The sequence below is a fragment of the Allobosea sp. MMO-172 genome, assembly GCF_037147855.1.
Taxonomy (GTDB): domain Bacteria; phylum Pseudomonadota; class Alphaproteobacteria; order Rhizobiales; family Beijerinckiaceae; genus Allobosea.
The window spans coordinates 92,406-110,926 of the sequence record NZ_JBBCUM010000011.1 but is presented as its reverse complement, the minus strand read 5'-3'; the positions used below and the strand labels follow the sequence as shown (position 1 = coordinate 110,926).

The window sequence follows — 18,521 nt, the reverse complement described above, 5'->3', positions numbered from 1 at the left end:
TCGCTAGCGTGCGGCGTGATCATCCGACCAGTGCGGGAAGGAGCCCCGATGACGGGCAGAGCAGTCGATCCTGCGGGCCAGAGCGGGCCTCGCATGCAGCGCTTCATGAGCATCGAACTGGAACTCGCTCCCGACGTCCTCGTGCCCCGGCAGGAGACGGAGCTGCTCGGGGCGTGCGCTGTCGAGCGCCTGCGCGAGGGCCCGTCCGGGCCGTCGGTGGTGGACATGTGCTGCGGCTCCGGCAATCTCGCCTTGGCGATCGCAGCCGAAATCCCGTCCGCCCGCATCTGGGGAGCGGATCTGACCGACGGCACGGTGGCGCTCGCCCGTCGCAATGCCGAGCGTCTCGGCGTGCAGGATCGGGTGTCCATCCGCCAGGGCGATCTGTTCGATGCCTTGGCGGGTGAGGGGCTGGCCGGCACGCTCGACATGATCGTCTGCAATCCACCTTATATCTCGACCGCACGCCTGGAGGGCGAGAGCGCGCATCTGCTTGCGGCCGAGCCGCGCGAGGCCTTCGATGGCGGGCCCTATGGCATCTCGATCCATCAGCGCGTGATCCGCGACGCCGTCGACTTCCTGAAGCCGGGAGGCTGGCTGCTGTTCGAGTTCGGAGAGGGCCAGGATCGCCAGGCCGCGGCGCTGATCGCGCGGGCCAAGGCCTATGAGCCCGTGCGTTTCGCGACGAACGAGGCTGGCACGCCGCGGGTCGCGCTGGTCCGCAAGCTGGCCGCCGCACCGGCGCCCGGCGAGATGGCGGGGCGGCCGGCATGAGTCTGGTCCGTCCCCTGGAGGGCGCCGATATTCCGGCGGTCGCGGGGCTGTTCCAACGGGTGTTCCGGAACAGCGATGCGGCGCCACCGGCGGCGCTCATCGCCTATCTGCGACGACATTATCTCGAAGCGCCGGGCTGCGATCCCGAGATCGGGCCGTTGGTCCATGTTTCCGGCGAGGGTGAGATTTCCGGCTTCATCGGCGTCAACGCGCTGCCGATGAGCCATGAGGGCCGCAAGCTGAGAGCCGCGATCTGCGGTTCGCTGATGGTCGAGCGTCGGGGCAGCGATCCGATGGCCGGTGCCAGGCTGCTGAAGACCTTTCTGGCCGGGCCGCAGGACTTGTCCTTCAGCGAGACGGCGAGCGAGGTCTCGGCGCAGATGTGGGTCAGGCTGCGTGGCGTGGCGCTGCCGCAATACAGCCTCGACTGGGTCCGTACCATCCGGCCCGCAGCCTTCATGCTCGCGCTGGCATCCGAGCGGGTCGGCGCGGCGCGCTTGCTCTCTCCGCTCGCGGGGGGCGTCGACCGCCTCTGGCGCCGGAAGATGCAGGAGAATGAGCTGCGCTGGTCCGGCGTGCCGGAGGGCTGGACCGTCAAGGGCGGCCTCAAGGTCGCCGAGATCGACCGACAGGGCTTTGCTGCCCTTTTCGAGCCGCTGACGCGGCAATTCGCGCTCCGTCCGGACTGGGGCGCCGAGCAGCTCGCCCACATCATGGCCGAGGCGGGCAGCAAGCCAGAACAGGGCGACGCGGTATTCGCCTCGGTCCTCACGCCCGGCGGCGCGCCGATCGGTGCCTTCTTCTACCATCTCCGCCCTGGCGGGATCGCGCGCGTCCTGCAGATTCTGACCGCTCCGGGGCAGGCGGGGCCTGTGATCGACTGCCTGATCGGGCATGCGGCGCGGCGCGGCGCGGTCGGCCTGCGCGGCCGCACGCAACCGGCCCTGCTCGAGGCGATGCTGGGGCGCCGCATCGCCTTCACCCATCTTGCCTCGACCGTGGTGCATGCCCGCGAGCAGGAGCTCGTGGATGCCTTCCTCGCCGGTCGGGGCTTCTTCAACGGGCTGGCGGGCGAGAACTGGAGCCGGCTGGTCGGCGGGGGCTTCGAGTAAGGCGCGGAGCCGGCGCGAAGATCACGCACGCCGGCATTGCCGGTTTCAGCCGGCGATTTCCGCCACCGGTTCAACCAGTTGCGGTTCGAGATGCAGATAGCGCGTCGCCCGCCGCTTGGCGGCGATATCGGCAAAGACGCGCTCGACCTCGACCGTGCTCAGCTTCGCGGCGGCAGCGACCTGCTCGGCCGGGAGGCCGTTGTTGAGGCCGTAAAGGCACAGGTCCATGCGGTCATAGGGCAGGGAGAAGTAGAACTCCTCCTGCGTCTGTTCGAGCGAAAAGGTATCGGTCGTCGGCGGCCGGCGGCGGATCTCCTCGGGAATGCCGAGATCGGCGGCGAGCGCATAGACCTGGCTTTTGTAGAGATGCGCGATCGGCTTAACATCCGCCGCGCCGTCTCCGTTCTTCACGAAGAAACCCTGGTCGTATTCGAGCCGGTTCGGCGTGCCGAGCACGGCGAAGTTCAGCCGGTCGGCATGGTAGTACTCGACCTGCTTGCGGGTGCGCTGCTTCATGTTGGTGGCGGCGACGATGCCGAGATAGACTGCAGGCGGCATGCGCAGCTTGGTTCGATTGCCCTGCGGATCTTCGACCACCAGCGAGGAGATGTTGTAGCCCTCGCTCGCGAGCGCGTTGGCGATCACGATCTTCGAGCCCCAGCCGGGGCCGTATTCCGGCACAAGCTCGCGGATGAAGCTGTCGCGCCGCTCATAGCAGCCCATCGCCTGCAGCGTCGGCCCGATATCCTCGACCACTGCGGCGACGCCGAACGTCTCGGCGACGAGCCGGCCGAGCCTGAGGCTCTCGGGGTCGGAATCGTTCTCCGGCATGAACAGGCAGAACACGTTCTTGGCGCCGACCGCGCGCACCGCCAGTGCGACCGAGACACTGGAATCGATGCCGCCGGACAGGCCGAGCACCAGCCCACGCTTGCGCATGCCGCGCAATTGCGCGCGCAGGCCGGCGACGATCCGCTCGATCTCGGCCGCGCCGTCGATCTTCAGCGTCTCCGCCGAGAAGGCCAGGTTTTCAGGGGCAGGGGCGCTGTTCATTGGGCAGTTCCAAGCGTCTCGGCGGCCAGCCTGCGGCTGACCTTGCCGGTATCGGTCTTCGGCAGTTCGCTGCGGAATTCCACGACCTTCGGCACCATGAAGTCCTCGAGATGGGCGGCGCAGTGGCGGATGATGTCGCGCTCGCTCAGGCTCTCGTCCGAGCGGACCACAAGCGCTGCGATGGCATGGCCGAGCACCGGGTCGGCGACGCCCATCACCACGGCCTCGGCAATGCCGGGATGGGCATGCAGGACGGTCTCGACCTCCTTGGGGGCGACCTTCTCGCCGCGCGTCTTGATGATGTCGTCCTTGCGGCCGACGAAGTAGAGAAAGCCGTCCTCGTCGGTGCGGAAGAGGTCGCCGGTATGCAGCCGCTTCTCCCACGGGTTCGGCCCCGGGCGCAGCATCTGCGTGGTCGCGGCGTCGTTGCGCCAGTAGCCCTGCATGACATGCGGGCCACGGATGACGAGCTCGCCGGCGACGCCGGGCGGCACGCGGTTGCCTTCGTCGTCGACGACAAGGGCTTCGGTGTTGGGAATGGCGATCCCGACCGAGCCCGGCCGGCGGTCGAGCTCTTCCGGCGGCAGATAGGTGCAGCGCTTGCACTCGGTCAGGCCGTACATCGAATAGAGCCGCACCCCGGGGAGCAGCTCGCGCAACCGGGCGATATGGACCGGAGGCAGCGCCGCTGCGGTGTTCGAGATATAGCGCAGGCTCGGCAGGAAGCCCGGCTCGAGATCGCGCATCTGCAGGATCAGCGCGGCCATCGTCGGCACCAGCGGGAAGCCGGTGACCTTCTCTGTCCGGATGCGCTCGAAGATCGCCTGCGGGAAGGCGAAGGAATTTTCGAGGACGAGGGTCGCGCCGAGCCGCATCGCCATCAGCAGCTGGTAGAGCCCGTAATCGAAGGCCAGCGGCAGCACGTTCAGGATGATGTCGTCCGGCGTGTTGCGCAGATAGGTGGTGATCGACTCCGCCGCCGCGTCGATGTTGCGGTGGGTCATCATCACGCCCTTGGGCCGGCCGGTCGAGCCCGAGGTGTAGATCAGCATGGCGAGATCGATATCGATCCCGCCATGAGCCACCGGGATGGGCTCTGCCGTGAGGCAGGCTTCGAAGTCTGCGGCCCCTTCGATCACCCGGCCGGGCGCGGCCTGCGTCGAGACGATGAAGAGCGGGCGCTCCGCGCTCGCCGCGCGCGCCTGCGTCACCACCGGCATCAGCCGCGCCTGGGTCAGGACTGCGGCGGCTTCGCAATCGTCGATGATATAGGCGAGCTTGTCGGCCTTGGTGGAGGCATTGATCGGGCTGAAGGTCGCGCCGGCCTTCAGGATCGCGAAGATCGAGACCGCCGCTTCCCAGCAATTGTCCATGAAGACGAGCACGCGGTCGCCGCGCTTCACCCCGTTGGCGGCGAGCGTGGCTGCGAGCCGGCTGGAGAGATCATCCAGCTCGGCATAGGCCAGCCGCTTCCGGCCGGTGACCAGCGCGATCTTGGCACCGTGCGCCCTGGCGCTGTTGGTGACGAAGTGCTCGACCCGCATGTGCTCGGTATCCGCCTGCTCGTTACGCTGTCGCGGGTGTCGCGGTCTTCGAGGCGATGAAGGCCGTGATGCGCGCGAGGGAATCGAGATTGGCCGGCATGATGTCGGCATCGGCGACGGTGATGCCGTAGCGATCCTCGATGAAGGCGACGAGCTCAAGCACGCCGGTGGAATCGATGATGCCGTTCTCGATCAGCGAGTCCGTGTCGGCGAGCGGGTTGCTGGTGTCGCCGAACAGAAAGTTCTCGATGACGAAGGCCTTCACCGCGTCCTTGATCGTATCGGTCATGTCCGTTCCTTTCTGAAGATTGGGTCAGGCGGCTTTCGAGCTGTGGCTGTCGGCGCCGGTGAAGGTCTTGAGCCAGAGCTGCGTCGACAGGATGCCGACGAAGGCCGCATTGTCGCGGAAGCCGGAGGAGGGGCGCGTGCGACATTTCTCGTGCAGCTTCGCCACCGCCTTCGGATTGAAGAGTCCGCTCGCCGCAATCGCGGTCTCGCCGAGCGCAGCCTCGACATAGTCGGCGGCACCGGCCCCGACGAAGGAGGCGCTGTCGGGCGCGCGATAGGGCTGCTTGCTGCGCCTGCCGATCGAGGGCGGCAGCAGATCCTTGGTCGCCTCGCGCAGGATGTGCTTTTCGACCAGCCCCTTCAGCTTCATCTCGGGCGGCAGGCCGGAGGCGAACTCCACCAGCTGATGGTCGAGGAAGGGGAAGCGGCCTTCGATGCCATGGGCCATCGCCATGCGGTCGCCCTGGCTGGAGAGAATGTAGCCGGGCAGCAGGAAACGGGCTTCGAGATACTGCGCCTGATGCAATGGATGCCAGCGCGCGAACCTTTCCGGCAGGCGCGAGACGAGCTCGTCGGCCGCGTCGTAATTCGCGAGCCTGGCCCGCAACTCGCCCGAGAAGAAGAGCTTCGTCGCCGCCGTGCCATCGAGGCGGGGCCGGTGCGAGTACAGGGGATCGTTGAGGGAGTGGCCGCTCGCGCCGAAGAAGGAAGCGAGATACTCCGCCGATTGCTGCCGCAGCCCCGGCAGATAGGGGTAGAGCTTGCGGAAGAGATGCGGCCTGATGCGGGAACCCGGCTGGCGCGCGCAGAAGCGGCGGACCCGGCTCTCCTTGAAGATATCGTAGCCGGCAAAGACTTCGTCAGCGCCCTCGCCGGTCAGCACCACTTTCAGCCCGGCCTCGCGCACCAGCCCGGAGAGCTTGAACAGCGGGGCAGGGGCCGTTCGGATGATCGGCCGCTCGGTGAAGCGGATGACATCGGGGAAAACCGCGGCGATATCGCCATCGCGGCAGGCGACGACGCTGTGCTGCGTGCCGAGCGCATGCGCCATCTCCTGCTGGAATTGGCTCTCGTCGTGCTCGGCACTGTCGAAGGTGACGGAGAAGGTCCTGAGCCCGCCGGGAACCATGCCGGCGGCGAGCGCCGAGGTGATCGAGGAATCGAGCCCGCCCGAGAGATAGGAGCCGACCGGCACGTCCGCCCGCATGCGGATGCGGGTCGCCTCGGTCAGCAGCGCGCGCAGCTCCTCGGCGGCCTCGCGCTCGCATCTGTGCCGGGACGGAGCGTCGTGGTCGGGATAGTCCAGGCTCCAGTAGGGCCGCGTCGAGACGCTGCCATCCTGCACGATCATCAGGCTCGCCGGTTCGAGCTCGCTGATATCGCGGAAGGCCGTGCGGGGCACGATCGGAGCCCAGAGCGTGAAGATCTGATCGAGGGCGACGGGGTCGAGCTCCGCGCTCACCCCAGGCACCTGCAGGAGCGCCTTGACCTCGGAGGCGAAGTAGAAGCGCTCGCCCTGGCGCGTGTAGAACAGCGGCCGTACGCCCATCCGGTCGCGAGCGAGGAACATGCGGTGGCGGCGCGCATCCCAGATCGCGAAGGCGAAATCACCGTTCAGCCGCGAGAGGCAGTCCTCGCCCATCTCGTCATAGAGATGCAGGATCACTTCGGTGTCGCTTGCGGTCCGGAAGCGGCGGCCCTTGGCCTGCAGTTCGTCGCGCAGCTCGACATAGTTGAAGATTTCGCCGTTGAAGGCGATCGTCAGTTCGCCGCTCGCATCCGACATCGGTTGCTGGCCGTCGCCGAGGCCGACGATGGAAAGCCGGGCGTGGCCGAGGCCGGCGTTCGGCGTTGCGAAGAAGCCCTGCGCGTCGGGACCGCGATGGGCGATCGCGGCCGTCATCCTTTCAAGCAGGTGTTTCCCATCCCGGCCGGGGCCGAAATAGCCGACAAAACCACACATACCGAAATGTTTCCGAAAATTCGGCCAGTTCTGCTTTGACTTATAGCCATCTGGAGGCCGTCAGGCGTTAACGACGCCGAATATTCACGGGGATGGTAAATTTGGAATGCCGGCGAGCACTGGCCTAGGCTGCAAGTGACAGCTCTGGCCGGTCGAAATCTAGTATCCGGGCCGCGATGAATGCAGGCGGATGGGCTGCGATGACATCGTGGACGCAGCCGCGATCCTCACGGCTCCAGCACTGGATTAACGCAATGTTCAGAGCGGTATGCCTAGCTCTAGGGCAGAGTTGCGGGGGGCAGGTGCGTCGCTTCCGTGGTGAGGCGCGTACAGAGGGTGAAGCGTAATGTACGGGCCGAAGGAGTCGGAGCAGCGTCAGACGCCTCGACCCGTCGGCCAGAGTCGCGGCGCCCGCACGTCCGCCGATTTCGTGGTTGCTGCAGACGGCACGGCGGTTGCGGTGAAAAGCCCGCTCGCGCGCATCGGCCAACTCGGCGGGGTCGGGGTCGATGACATTTTCGCCTGGCTCCGTGGCGGCATCGGCTGGATCATCGGCACGATCGTTCTGTGCCTGATCGGCGCTCTGCTCTATGCCGCGGTGACGCCGCCCCGCTTCACCGTCTACACCGATATCCTGATCGACCCATCGAACCTCAATGTGGTGCGGGACGACGTCTTCACCTCCAATCCGCAGCGCGACGCGCAGCTCCTGGAAGTCGAGAGCAAGCTCAGGGTCCTGACCTCGCGCAACGTGTTGTCGCGGGTGATCGACAGGCTCAACCTCGCCAGTGATCCCGAATTCGTCAAACCGGGTCTGCTGGCGCCGCTCTGGAACCTGATGTCGCCGGGGGAGGTCGCCCGCGACAACCGGCTGACCGTGATGCGCGCCTTGTCGGAGCGCGTCGATGCGCGGCGCGAGGAGCGTTCCTTCGTCGTGTCGATGCGGTTCTGGGCCGAGGATCCCGAAAGGGCGGTGACGATCTCGAACGCCATTGTCGATGCCTTCGAGGCGGAGCTTTTCCAATCCTCCGCCGAAAGCGCCGGCCGGGTGGTCAAGAACCTCAACAATCGACTGGACGAACTGCGCCGCAACGTCACGGAGGCGGAGCAGCGCGTCGAGGATTTCCGCCGTTCGAAAGGGCTGCAGCTGAACAATGGCGAGCCTGTCAGCGCCCGGCTTTCGAGCGAGCTCAATACCCAGGTGCTCGACGCCCAGCAGCGCTTCATCCAGGCCGAGACACGCTACCGGCAGATGAGCGCGGCGATCGCCGAACGGCGGGTCACCAGCGCGGCGATCTTCGATTCCGCGACCATGGTCAGCCTGCGGGCGCAGTTCAACCAGCTCCAGCAGCAGATCGGCTCGATCAGGGCGACATTCGGCGCGAGGCACCCGCAGATGGTCACGGCGCAGTCCGAGCAGCAGGCGGTCGAGGCCGCTCTGGCGCGCGAGGCGCGGCGCATCCTCGACGGGGCGAGGGCTGAGTTCGAGCGCGAGCGCTCCAATCTCGCGTCGCTGCGCGGCAAGGCGAATGACGAGAAATCGAACGTTTTCAGCGACAATGAGGAGCAGGTCCAGCTGCGCGATCTCCAGCGCGATGCGCGTGCCAAGGCCGCGCTCTACGAGACCCATCTCGCGCGGACGCAACAGATCGGCGAGCGCCAGCAGATCGACACCAGCAATGTTCGCGTGATCTCGCGGCCGCTGCCGCCGAAGGCGCGCAGCTGGCCGCCGCGCACGCTGATCCTGCTCGGCGCGGCCGGCTTCCTCGGCCTCCTGCTCGGGATCACGATCGCCCTGGCCCGCGGCGCGTGGCGCTATCTGCGCGATCCGCTGCCGGCGGGCGCCTGAAGGCACCGCAGGCCATGCGGGAGGTCGCCTATCGAAGGGATGGCGGAGCGGAGAGGTTCAGGGCCTATCTCGGCCCCCTCCTGTTCATGGCTGTCTTCCTGTTTTCCTGGATCACGCTCAGCCCCTTCGTCGATATTTCGGGCGAGGCCGTTCTCGACCAGTCGGCGCGGGCATCGAGCCTGCTGAACCAGCTCGTCTCGCTCGGGCTCTTCGCCGCTTTGCTTGGTTTCGGTCTATCGCACCCGCTGCGCGGCATCATCTTTCAGCCCCATGCTTTGCTCGGGTTGATATTCCTGTGGCTCGGCTTCGTCTCGACCGTCCTGTCCAGCTATCCCTTCCAGGGTATCAAGGGCATGGTGCTGGCCATCATCGCCATCGTGAACGCCAGCGTCTTCCTGCTGCTGCCGCGATCGGAGAGGCAGTTCGCGAAGCTGCTCGGCCTGGGGTGTCTCACCGTCCTGGCCGTTTCCTATTTCGGCATCCTGTTCAAGCCGGACCTGTCGATCCATCAGACCTCCACGGTGCTCGAGCCGATGAATGCCGGACTGTGGCGCGGCCATTTCCGGCACAAGAACGACGCCGCCGTGGCTATGGTCGTCATGGTGCTCTTCGGGCTCTTCGCCATGAAGGTATGGTCCCGCCTGGCGGGGGCGGCGATCGTCGGCCTGGCGTTCTTCTTCCTGCTCAATACCGGAGGAAAGACATCGACGGCGATGCTTCCGGCGGTGCTGGTCGTGGCCTGGCTCTTCGAAAGGGTGCGCGTCCTGCGTATTCCGATCGTCATCGGAGGCATCGCGTTCTTCAACCTTTTCGCCGTGGGGTCGGCGGTCATCCGGCCGCTCGGCGAGTTCGTTTCGGAGCTCGGCATCGACGCGACCTTCACGAACCGGGCTGACATCTGGCGCTTGGCGTTCGGGGCGATCGCCGAGCGGCCCCTGACGGGCTACGGCATGAAGGGCTTCTGGCAGACCTCGCAGCTGGTCAATAGCGGCGGCGAGATCGAGACCTGGGCGGTAGCGGCCTCCCACGCGCATAATTCCTATCTTGAGATGATCCTGATGATGGGGGTGCCGGGCCTGCTGCTGACGCTGGTCTGGCTGGTTGTCCTGCCGCTCTATCAGATCTCGCGCATCGATTCCGCGAACGCGCATAGCGACCTCACCCGCCTGTTCGTCAGGATCTGGCTGTATGTCCTGGCCCATGCCTGCCTGGAGAGCCTGTTCTTCGAGGGATCCAACCCACTCTGGCTGACCTTCCTGATCGCGATCTACGGCCTCTCCCTACAAACCTCCGCCGGGCTGCTGCCGGAGCCGGGCGCCAAGCCGCAAGGGGCCGTCGCACATGCCTAGCCTGATCGAGAATATTCAGAGGCATGGCGGGCTCGCGGATCGGCTGACGAACCGGCTGATCTGGAAGTTCGCCGGTGCGCGCCGGGCGCTGGCGACCGATGTCCCGCTGGTCTCCTTCACCTTCGATGACGTGCCGGACAGCGCGCTCGATCAAGGCGCAGCGATCCTCGAAAGGCACGGCGCGCGCGGCACCTTCTACATCGCCGGGGGGCTTGCCGGGCAGGTCGAGCCCGAGCGGGTTCTGATCGCGCCAGAGGGCTGCCGGGAGCTCGCCGAGCGGGGCCACGAGGTCGGCTGCCACACCTTCTCGCATCGCCGGATCCGCGACATGTCCCGGCGCGAGCTGCCACGCGATCTCGACCGCAATGCCGCCTATCTCGCGGGCGCCGGCGTCGCGCCGCCGCCGGCCAATTTCGCCTTTCCCTACAATGCCGCCTGGCCGCTGGCGCGGCCGGAGTTCCGCCGCCGTTTCCGCAGCTGCCGCGGTGCCGGCGAGGCGATCAACCGCGGGCTCGTCGATCCTCTCATGCTCAAGGCGGTCGAGATCCGCCAGCCGGAGGCGCAGGCGCGCGCCCTGACGCGCTGGATCGACGACGTGGCCGAGACGCCGGGCTGGCTCGTGTTCTTCACGCACGACATCGCGGCGCGCCCGACGGCCCATGGTTGCACGCCCGAGACCTTCGACCGGCTGGTCGCGCATGCGGTCGATCGTGGCTGCATCGTGCTGCCCGTCGATCGCGCGCTCGACCGGCTCGGCTGGTAGGGAGGCCGCAGTGTCGCGTTCGCAACCGGCGGGAAAGCGCCTGCTGGCGATCAACAACTACTTTTATCGCCGCGGCGGCGCGGAAGCGGTCTTCTTCGACCATATGGCGATGTTCGCGCAAATCGGCTGGGACGTCGTTCCCTTCGCCATGCAGCACGAGAACAACGTTCCTTCGCCCTGGTCCGACTATTTCGTCTCCGAGATCGAATATGGCCAGCGGACGAGCCCGCTGCGCAAGGTCGTGCAGGCAGCCAGCGTGATCTATTCCGTCGAAGCCCAGCGCAACCTCGCCAGGCTGATCGCGCAGGCGCGCCCCTCGGTCGCACATGCCCACAACGTCTATCACCATCTCTCGCCCGCGATCTTCTCCACCCTGAAGGACGCCGGCATTCCCGTCGTGATGACGGCGCATGACCTGAAGCTCGCGTGCCCGTCCTACAAGATGCTGCGCGCGGGCAAGGTCTGCGAGGATTGCCGGGGCGGGCGAATCTACAACGTCCTGCGCCATCGCTGCGTCAAAGCCTCGGTCCCGCTCAGCGGGCTGGTGCTGGTCGAGACGATGGTGCACCGGGCTCTCGGGCTCTATCGCGACAAACTCGACCGGGTCGTCGTGCCCAGCCGCTTCTATCTGGAGAAGCTGGTGGAGTGGGGCTGGCCGCGCGAGAAGCTGGTCTACATTCCCAATTTCGTCGATGTGGAGACCTATCGGTCCGACTGGGAGGAGGGCGATTACGTCGTCTTTGCCGGGCGGCTCGCACCGGAAAAGGGGCTGGCGACGCTGATCCGGGCGGCAGCGCGCGCGAACCAGCGGTTGATCCTGGCCGGAACCGGCCCGGAGGAGGAGGCGCTCCGCGAGCTGGCGATCCAGACCGGCGCGAACGCGCATTTCGTCGGACATCTTTCGGGGCAGGAGTTGCACCGCCTGATCGGGCAGTCGCGCGCGCTGGTTCTGCCCTCAGAATGGTACGAGAACGCGCCGATCAGCATCCTCGAAGCCTATGCTCTCGGGCGGCCGGTGATCGGGGCCGCGATCGGCGGCATTCCGGAGATGGTCCGGGATGGGCAGACCGGGCTGCTCTTCGCTTCCGGGGATGTCGAGGACCTCGCCCGCAAGCTGTCCGATCTCACGGCGCTGACGACCGCCCGCCGGGCGGAGATGGGGCGTGCGGGCCGTGAATGGATCGCCTCGGAATTCTCCGCCGCTGCCTATCGCGACCGGACGCTCGCGCTCTACGAGGCGCTCGGCAGCTGAGCTGGGGCAGCGATCGGGCCATAAAGGTTAACAATTGGAAGGCGCCGCAGCAGTGCGAGTTGCTTGTCGCTGAGTCGGCGATCTTTGGATATCTTCTTGTCTCTGGGGGTAAGGTTTCTCGGCCGCAGTCTTTTCTCGGCTCTTGGGGAAACCTTTCGGAGTCATTCAGAGGCATGTACGAGGCCTGCAAATTTGCAGCGTTGCTCCCGGTTCGACCGGAAGACGGCAGCCGGGGGCTATCGTGACCAATGTGCCTGTCGAGGCGCCCCTCGGCCAATGCGCTGCCACCGCCGTGAAGAGCGAGCCGCGCAGGCATATCGTCTTTCTGGGGCTGCGCGGCATCCCGAATGTCCAGGGTGGCGTCGAGAAGCATGTCGAGATGCTCGCCGGCGAGTTGTCGTCAGCCGGCTGGGATGTCGATGTCATCGGTCGCAGCCGCTACCTGTCGCATGCCGGCGCGAAGACGTGGAACGGCATTCGCATCCTGCCGCTCTGGGCGCCGCGCAAGATGGCGCTCGAAGCGATCGTGCACACTTTCCTCGGCGTCTGGGTCGCGGCCTGGCGCCGGCCGGATATCCTGCACATCCATGCGGTCGGGCCGGCCTTGTTCGTGCCCCTGGCCCGGCTGTTCGGGTTGCGGATCGTCGTCACTCATCACGGCTATGATTACGAGCGCCAGAAATGGGGCGGTTTCGCCCGCTGCGTGCTGAAGCTCGGCGAATATTTCGGCATGCGCCTGTCGCACGGCCGGATCGCGGTCTCAAACGAGGTGGCACGGACCATGGCCTCGCGCCATGGCGCAGTCGTCGCCTTCGTGCCGAACGGCGTCACCATTCCGCGGAACGCGGCGGAGACGGGCATTCTCGGCGAGTTCGGCCTGCGGTCGAAACGCTATGTGCTGCTGGCGGCGCGCTTCGTGCCCGAGAAGCGGCAGATCGACCTGATCAAAGCCTTCGCGAAGGGCGCCGACCCCGATTTCCAGCTGGTCCTGGCCGGCGGCGCGGAGTTCGAGACGCCGTATTCCCGCGAGGTGAGGGCGCTGGCGGCGAGCGTGCCCGGCGTCGTGCTGACCGGCTTCCAGACCGGAGACAGGTTGGCCGATCTCTTCGCCAACGCCGCTCTTTTCGTGCTGCCGTCGAGCCATGAGGGCATGCCGATCGCGCTGCTCGAGGCGATGGGGTACGGGCTGCCGGTGCTCGCCAGCGACATCGTCGCGAACAAGGAGCTCGGCCTGCCGGCCGAGGACTACTTCCCGCTCGGCGACATCGACGCTCTCGCGAAGGCGATGACCGCCAAGCTGGCGAATCCGCTCAGCGAGGAGCAAGCCCGCGCCCAGGCGCTGCAGGTCGAGCAGGCCTATAGCTGGCCGAGCGTCGCCCAGAAGACTCTCCAGGTCTATCGTTCCACCCTACCGCACTAGTTTGCTTGCCTCAGGCCGGCGGGCGCGCGACAAGGTCGGCTCGCGGTAGCCGGAGACGAGCGGACTATGAATCCAAGAGCGCTTTTGCCCGTCCTGCCCTGGCTGCTGCTCGCCTTCATCGTCTTCGCCACCCTGTCTTCGCTCGAGATGCGCCCGCGAATCGGCCATGCCGTTCATCTCGAACGCTTCGGCGCTTTCGGGCTCCTGGGCTTCCTGTTCGCGACGGTCTATCCGAGGCGGATCGTGGCCGTATTGCTGTTCGTCGTGGCGATCGCGATCGGGCTGGAGTTCCTCCAGTTGCTCTCGCCGAGTCGGCACGCCCGCCTGGCCGATCTGCTGGTCAAGCTGACCGGTGGTGTCTGCGGCGTCGCTATCAGCTGGTTGGTGATGAGATGGCTGACGGGGCGTCGAAGCCGACTGCCGCGTTAGACCTGACGAGCACGTTCCGCGTCACCAACGAGGGCGGTTGCCACCGGCTGGGCCAGCGCGCGCAGATGGGCGCCACAGGTCGGCAGCCGCTGGTCAAGCTGGGGCGCTGCCCATCTCGCGAGCCTCTGCCGTGACGATGTCCCAGAATTGCTCCACCACCGGGCGGGAGTTCGACAGGGACCGGTAGAGCCTGATGTCGACCGTCAGGTCCCAGCTCGGATCGGCAGCGCGCACGAGTTGCCCGCCGGCGAGGTCGAGCCGCACGATGCTCTCGGGTATCCAGGCCAAGCCCCAGCCGGCCAGCGCCATCGCCTTCAGGCCTTCGGACATCGTGTTCTCGTGGATGGTGACGCGTTCGAGCGGCCTGCTCGCGAACAGATCGGCCAGTGCGTGGCTGAAGAACGATCCGGTTCCATAAGCAAGATGGCGCGCCGGCGCCGCTCCCGGTTCGATCCGATGGATGGGGCGGCCGTTCGCATCGGGAGCCGAGACGGGGATCACCCGTTCGTCGCCCAGGCGCGCATGCGTGATGTCGCTGTCGCCGATGAAGATCGGGACCGCGCTGTGCGAGTACATCAGGAGGAAATCGCTGCCGCCTTCCCGCAGCAGCGTCACGAGCGAGTCGATCCCGTTGTTGTCGGCACTCACCCGGGTCCGCAATCCGCCGCAGCGCGGTTCGATGCGCCGCAGCCATTGTGGGAAGAAGGTCAGCGACAAGGTGTGAAGCGCGGCGAAGGACAGGGTATTGGCGCGCAGGCCCTGCTTCTCCCGCAGATTGTCCCTGGCGCGCAGCAGGTCCTGCAGCAGCTCCTGTGCCGTGGCGCGAAAGCTCTCACCGGCTGCGGTCAGCCGGACGGGGTAGGTGGCCCGGTCGATCAGGGGCAAGCCGACCCAATCCTCGAGCTGACGGATGCGGCGGCTGAAAGCCGACTGGGTCACATGGCGTTCGGCCGCGGAGCGGGAGAAGCTGGCCGTGCTCGCCAGGCTGAGGAAATCCTCCAACCATTTGACCTCCATCGCTTCTCTCCGGTTTCGTCAGGGGATGGCAGCACGCTGCGACGTCCCGCGACAGTGCCTCGCCGGCATCGCCCCCTTCCGCCAATGCAAGCGGGCTAGTCCGAATCGAGGCTGACCAGCGCTCGATCATAGCCCGCGCTGGCAGCGATCAACCTTTGCGTGTAGCCGCTCCGGGCACGGCCGGACATCAGGTCGGCAACGCTCAGCTCCTCGACCAGCTTGCCCTGGTTCATCACTGCTAGGCGGTTGCAAAGATTCGCGACCACCGCAAGATCGTGGCTGACGAGGACGCAGGTCAGGCCTTGCTCGACCTGGATGTCGCGGATCAGGTTGAGGACTTCGGCCTGGACGGAGACGTCGAGCGCCGAGGTCGGTTCGTCGAGGAAGAGGATGCGCGGCTCGAGGATCAGCGCGCGGGCGATCGCCACGCGCTGGCGCTGGCCCCCCGAGAGCTGGTGCGGGTAGCGGAAGCGGAAGCTCTCGCCGAGGCCGACCTGCGCGAGGACACGGGAGACGCGCGCGCCGATATCAGGGATGCCGTGTACCAGCAGCGGCTCGGACAGGATGGTGTTGACCGTGTGCCGGGGATGCAGGGAGCCGTACGGGTCCTGGAACACCATCTGGGCCATCCGGTAGAAGGCGAGGTCGCGCAACGGCCCGACCGGCTTTCCGTTGACCCTGATCGTGCCCGACCATTGCCGGTTGAGGCCGCACAGGCAGCGCAGGATCGTCGTCTTGCCGCAGCCGGATTCGCCTACGAGCCCGTAGACGGTCGCTTCCGGGATCGTGAAGGAGACATCGTCGACGGCGATGGTCTGGGTTTCATCCGCGCCGAAGGCGACGCGCAACTGGCTGACTTCGATCATGCTTCCGCCGGAATGGGTTCGTCGCGCCAGGAAGGGTCGCGCTCCAGCACCCGCAGGCGCTTGTGGCCGTCTTCGAGCCGAGGCAGCGAGGCCAGCAGGCCGCGCGTATAGGGGTGCTTTGCCTGGTGAAGCTCGGCGGCGGGGCAACGCTCGACGATGCGCCCGGCATACATGATCAGCACCTCGTCGCAGAAGCTCGAGACGAGATTGAGGTCATGGCTGATGAACATCAGGCCGATACCGCGCGTCGTCACGAGGTCGTCGAGAATGGCCAGGACCTGAAGCCGGACGGTAACGTCGAGCGCCGAGGTCGGCTCGTCGGCGATGATGAGTTCGGGTTCGGGGATCAGCATCATCGCGATCATGATGCGCTGGCCCATGCCGCCCGAAACCTCGTGCGGATAGAGCGAGAAAACGCGCCGTGGATCGCGAATGCGGACGGCCGCGAGCATCTCCAGCGCCCGCTCCTCCGCCTCGGCCCTGGAAGCGCGGTGATGGACACGAAAGGCCTCGGCGATCTGGTGTCCGACCCGCATGACCGGATTGAGCGAGTATTTCGGGTCCTGCAGGATCATCGAGATACGCTTGCCGCGGATGCCCAGCATCTCGCTTTCGCTGAGGCTCGCCAGATCCGTGTCTCCGAGCTTCATCGACTTGACGGTCGAGGTCGCTCCGCCGGGTAGCAGCTTGAGGATGGCCCGCCCGGTCATCGACTTCCCGGAACCGGATTCGCCGACGATGCCGACCTTGTTGCGGCCGATGGCGAAGCTGATGCCGCGCACGGCTTCCACGGTGCCGCGTGGCGTGGGGAAGCCGACGCGCAGATCCTCGACGGTGAGGATGGGGCTGTTCGAAGTCATTGCCGTCTCCCTCAGCTGCGCGGGTTGAGCATGTCGCGCAACCCGTCGCCGAACAGGTTGAAGGCGAGGCTGACGATCAGGATGGCGAGGCCCGGCATGGCGGCGAGATACCAGTGCTCGAGCAGATATTGCCGGGCGGTCGAGAGCATCGCGCCCCATTCCGGCGTCGGCGGTTGCGCGCCGAGGCCGAGGAAACCGAGGCCCGCCGCCGTCAGCGCGACGCTGGCCATGCTCAGCGTCACCCGCACGACGACCGAGGGCAGGCACATCGGCATGACGTGTCGGAAGATGATCCGCGGCGTCGAGGCGCCCATGACGCGGACGGCATCGACATAGTCGCTGGAGCGGATCGTCAGCGTCTCGGCCCGGGCGAGACGTGCGATACCCGGCCAGGACGAGAGCGCGATCGCGATGATCGCATTGTCGAGGCTGGGACCGAGCGCAGAGACGAAGGCCAAAGCCAGGATCAGGCTCGGGAAGGACAGGAAGATATCCGTGATCCGCATCAGCAGGGCTTCGACCCAGCCACCGAGATAGCCGGCGGTCGTGCCGATGCACAGGCCGATCGGCCCGACGATCACGGCGACGAGGCCGACGATGTAGAGCGTGGTCCGGGCGCCGTAGACGATGCGGCTGAAGACGTCCCGGCCGAGCTCGTCGGTTCCAAGCCAATGCGCCGCGCTCGGGCGCTGGAGCCGCTCGGCCAAGACCTGCTCGAAGGGCGAGTGGGTGGCGATCCACGGCGCCAGCAGGGCGACGAGCCCGAGCGCCAGCAGGACGACGAGGCCGATCACCGCGAGCGGATTCGCGGCCAGGCGCAGCCAGGCGAGGTAACAGCTCTGCGACCAGGCCTGGAAGCCGGATTCCGGCGCCTCGGCGAGTAGCCAGGATCGGAATGTGGCGTCGCGTTCGAAAGATTGAACCGTCATCGGGTGCGCGGGTCCAGGAAGCGATAGAGGAGGTCGGTGATCAGGTTCAGGCAGATGAAGACGAGCCCGACGATCAGGGTGCAGGCGAGCACGGCGTTCATGTCGCCGATCATCAGCGCGGTGGTCAGGTACTGGCCGAAGCCGGGCCAGGCGAAGACCGTCTCGGTCAGCACCGCGCCTTCGAGCAGGCCGCCATAGGAGATCGCGACGATGGTCGCGAGCTGGACCAGTACGTTGCGGAAGGCATGGCCCCAGACCACGCGGCGCCGCGACAAGCCTTTGACCCGCGCCGTGGTCACATATTCCTGCCCGAGCTGGTCGAGCATGAAGCTGCGGGTCATGCGGCTGATATAGGCCATCGAGGAATAGCCGAGCAGGAGCGCCGGTAGGATGATGTGCCTGAACGCGCTGACGAAGACGTCCCAGTCGCCGGCCAGCAGGGAATCGACCAGCAGCATGCCCGTCCGCCGCGGCACGGCGTCGAGGTAGAAGATATCGACCCGCCCGGAACCGCCGACCCAGCCGAGCCAGGCATAGAAGATGATCAGCCCCATCAGGCCGAGCCAGAAGATCGGGACCGAGTGTCCGACGAGCGACAGCAGGCGCACGGCATGGTCGATCGGGCGCCCCCGATAGACTGCGGCCGCAACGCCGAAGGGAATGCCGAAGCCGCAGCCGATGATGATGGCGACGGTGGCAAGCTCGACGGTCGCCGGGATGACGTGCCTGAGATCGTCGGCGACGGCATTGCCGGTGAAGATCGCCCGCCCGAAATTCCCGCTCAGCATGTCGCGCAGGAACAGGCCGAACTGGACATAGAGCGGTTGGTCGAGCCCCAGCCTGGCGCGCACGGTCTCGTAGACGCTGGCATCGGCCTTCTCGCCGACCACCGCGGCGATCGGATCGAAGGGCAGCACGCGGCCGATGAAGAAGGTCAGGGCCAACAGGCCGAGCAAGGTGAGCGCGATGGAGAGGCTGCCGCGCAGGATGGGCAGCACCCGGCGCGGCAGGCGCGCGCGGACAGGTCGCCGCGGCGCGAGATCGGTCAGGGAG

Annotated in this window: 17 protein-coding genes; 8 read left to right on the top strand and 9 right to left on the bottom strand. The window is 66.7% G+C overall.

Annotation, left to right across the window (positions count from 1 at the left end; genetic code table 11):
* Positions 1–48 precede the first annotated feature (48 nt).
* Positions 49–774 (top strand): N5-glutamine methyltransferase family protein, encoded by a 726-nt coding sequence (locus WFK61_RS17135; RefSeq protein WP_336813296.1) that lies wholly within the window; start codon positions 49–51, stop codon positions 772–774.
* Complete coding sequence (locus WFK61_RS17130) at positions 771–1,886, top strand: hypothetical protein (RefSeq protein ID WP_336813295.1); 1,116 nt, start codon at positions 771–773, stop codon at positions 1,884–1,886. The genes WFK61_RS17135 and WFK61_RS17130 overlap by 4 nt, the downstream gene beginning before the upstream one ends.
* A gap of 45 nt (positions 1,887–1,931) precedes the next feature.
* Here WFK61_RS17130 and nadE read toward each other — a convergent pair whose 3' ends face one another.
* From nadE to asnB, 4 genes are read right to left on the bottom strand one after another with little or no spacing between them, the layout of a single operon-like run.
* Positions 1,932–2,939 carry an NAD(+) synthase gene (gene nadE, locus WFK61_RS17125; RefSeq protein ID WP_336813294.1) on the bottom strand — a complete coding sequence of 336 codons (1,008 nt, stop codon included), beginning with the start codon at positions 2,937–2,939 and terminating at the stop codon, positions 1,932–1,934.
* Complete coding sequence (locus WFK61_RS17120) at positions 2,936–4,483, bottom strand: class I adenylate-forming enzyme family protein (RefSeq protein ID WP_336813293.1); 1,548 nt, start codon at positions 4,481–4,483, stop codon at positions 2,936–2,938. Before WFK61_RS17120 ends, nadE begins: the two co-directional genes overlap by 4 nt.
* 22 nt (positions 4,484–4,505) lie before the next feature.
* Positions 4,506–4,772 (bottom strand): acyl carrier protein, encoded by a 267-nt coding sequence (locus WFK61_RS17115; RefSeq protein ID WP_336813292.1) that lies wholly within the window; start codon positions 4,770–4,772, stop codon positions 4,506–4,508.
* A gap of 24 nt (positions 4,773–4,796) precedes the next feature.
* Positions 4,797–6,734 carry an asparagine synthase (glutamine-hydrolyzing) gene (gene asnB, locus WFK61_RS17110; protein WP_336813291.1) on the bottom strand — a complete coding sequence of 646 codons (1,938 nt, stop codon included), beginning with the start codon at positions 6,732–6,734 and terminating at the stop codon, positions 4,797–4,799.
* 460 nt (positions 6,735–7,194) lie between these two features.
* Here asnB and WFK61_RS17105 point away from each other — a divergent pair, with 460 nt between their 5' ends.
* From WFK61_RS17105 to WFK61_RS17080, 6 genes are all read left to right on the top strand, one after another.
* Complete coding sequence (locus tag WFK61_RS17105) at positions 7,195–8,583, top strand: GumC family protein (protein WP_336813290.1); 1,389 nt, start codon at positions 7,195–7,197, stop codon at positions 8,581–8,583.
* A gap of 14 nt (positions 8,584–8,597) precedes the next feature.
* Positions 8,598–9,932, top strand: a complete 1,335-nt coding sequence (locus WFK61_RS17100) for an O-antigen ligase family protein (protein WP_336813289.1) — start codon at positions 8,598–8,600, stop codon at positions 9,930–9,932.
* A complete protein-coding gene (locus tag WFK61_RS17095; protein ID WP_442896316.1) occupies positions 9,925–10,695 on the top strand; it encodes a polysaccharide deacetylase family protein in 771 nt (256 codons plus the stop codon). Before WFK61_RS17100 ends, WFK61_RS17095 begins: the two co-directional genes overlap by 8 nt.
* Before the next feature lie 10 nt (positions 10,696–10,705).
* Entirely contained in the window at positions 10,706–11,947 is a 1,242-nt protein-coding gene (locus tag WFK61_RS17090) for a glycosyltransferase family 4 protein (protein WP_336813288.1), read from the top strand.
* A gap of 250 nt (positions 11,948–12,197) precedes the next feature.
* Positions 12,198–13,367, top strand: a complete 1,170-nt coding sequence (locus WFK61_RS17085) for a glycosyltransferase family 4 protein (protein ID WP_336813368.1) — start codon at positions 12,198–12,200, stop codon at positions 13,365–13,367.
* 66 nt (positions 13,368–13,433) lie between these two features.
* Positions 13,434–13,796: a VanZ family protein gene (locus tag WFK61_RS17080; protein WP_336813287.1), complete on the top strand. Its 363-nt coding sequence runs from the start codon at positions 13,434–13,436 to the stop codon at positions 13,794–13,796.
* 93 nt (positions 13,797–13,889) lie between these two features.
* On the opposite strand, the gene WFK61_RS17075 is transcribed toward WFK61_RS17080, so the two are convergent.
* The 5 genes from WFK61_RS17075 to WFK61_RS17055 form a co-directional block, all read right to left on the bottom strand.
* The gene (locus WFK61_RS17075; RefSeq protein WP_336813286.1) at positions 13,890–14,798 is read right to left on the bottom strand and encodes a LysR family transcriptional regulator; all 909 of its coding nucleotides are present in this window, start codon (positions 14,796–14,798) and stop codon (positions 13,890–13,892) included.
* 110 nt (positions 14,799–14,908) lie between these two features.
* Positions 14,909–15,679 carry an ABC transporter ATP-binding protein gene (locus WFK61_RS17070; RefSeq protein WP_336813285.1) on the bottom strand — a complete coding sequence of 257 codons (771 nt, stop codon included), beginning with the start codon at positions 15,677–15,679 and terminating at the stop codon, positions 14,909–14,911.
* Positions 15,676–16,539 (bottom strand): ABC transporter ATP-binding protein, encoded by an 864-nt coding sequence (locus tag WFK61_RS17065; RefSeq protein WP_336813284.1) that lies wholly within the window; start codon positions 16,537–16,539, stop codon positions 15,676–15,678. Before WFK61_RS17065 ends, WFK61_RS17070 begins: the two co-directional genes overlap by 4 nt.
* A gap of 11 nt (positions 16,540–16,550) precedes the next feature.
* Positions 16,551–17,468, bottom strand: a complete 918-nt coding sequence (gene nikC, locus WFK61_RS17060) for a nickel transporter permease (protein WP_336813283.1) — start codon at positions 17,466–17,468, stop codon at positions 16,551–16,553.
* On the bottom strand, positions 17,465–18,478 hold the full coding sequence (locus WFK61_RS17055; protein ID WP_336813367.1) for an ABC transporter permease: 1,014 nt from the start codon (positions 18,476–18,478) through the stop codon (positions 17,465–17,467). Before WFK61_RS17055 ends, nikC begins: the two co-directional genes overlap by 4 nt.
* Between the last annotated feature and the right edge of the window lie 43 nt (positions 18,479–18,521).

Excerpts from the sequence above, each read along its gene's own strand:
- asnB (WP_336813291.1), bottom strand. The coding sequence starts at position 6,734 with ATGTGTGGTTTTGTCGGCTATTTCGGCCCCGGCCGGGATGGGAAACAC.
- WFK61_RS17080 (WP_336813287.1), top strand. The coding sequence starts at position 13,434 with ATGAATCCAAGAGCGCTTTTGCCCGTCCTGCCCTGGCTGCTGCTCGCC.
- WFK61_RS17115 (WP_336813292.1), bottom strand. The coding sequence starts at position 4,772 with ATGACCGATACGATCAAGGACGCGGTGAAGGCCTTCGTCATCGAGAAC.
- WFK61_RS17070 (WP_336813285.1), bottom strand. The coding sequence starts at position 15,679 with ATGATCGAAGTCAGCCAGTTGCGCGTCGCCTTCGGCGCGGATGAAACC.
- nikC (WP_336813283.1), bottom strand. The coding sequence starts at position 17,468 with ATGACGGTTCAATCTTTCGAACGCGACGCCACATTCCGATCCTGGCTA.
- WFK61_RS17120 (WP_336813293.1), bottom strand. The coding sequence starts at position 4,483 with ATGCGGGTCGAGCACTTCGTCACCAACAGCGCCAGGGCGCACGGTGCC.
- WFK61_RS17065 (WP_336813284.1), bottom strand. The coding sequence starts at position 16,539 with ATGACTTCGAACAGCCCCATCCTCACCGTCGAGGATCTGCGCGTCGGC.
- WFK61_RS17130 (WP_336813295.1), top strand. The coding sequence starts at position 771 with ATGAGTCTGGTCCGTCCCCTGGAGGGCGCCGATATTCCGGCGGTCGCG.
- WFK61_RS17100 (WP_336813289.1), top strand. The coding sequence starts at position 8,598 with ATGCGGGAGGTCGCCTATCGAAGGGATGGCGGAGCGGAGAGGTTCAGG.
- WFK61_RS17135 (WP_336813296.1), top strand. The coding sequence starts at position 49 with ATGACGGGCAGAGCAGTCGATCCTGCGGGCCAGAGCGGGCCTCGCATG.
- WFK61_RS17095 (WP_442896316.1), top strand. The coding sequence starts at position 9,925 with ATGCCTAGCCTGATCGAGAATATTCAGAGGCATGGCGGGCTCGCGGAT.
- nadE (WP_336813294.1), bottom strand. The coding sequence starts at position 2,939 with ATGAACAGCGCCCCTGCCCCTGAAAACCTGGCCTTCTCGGCGGAGACG.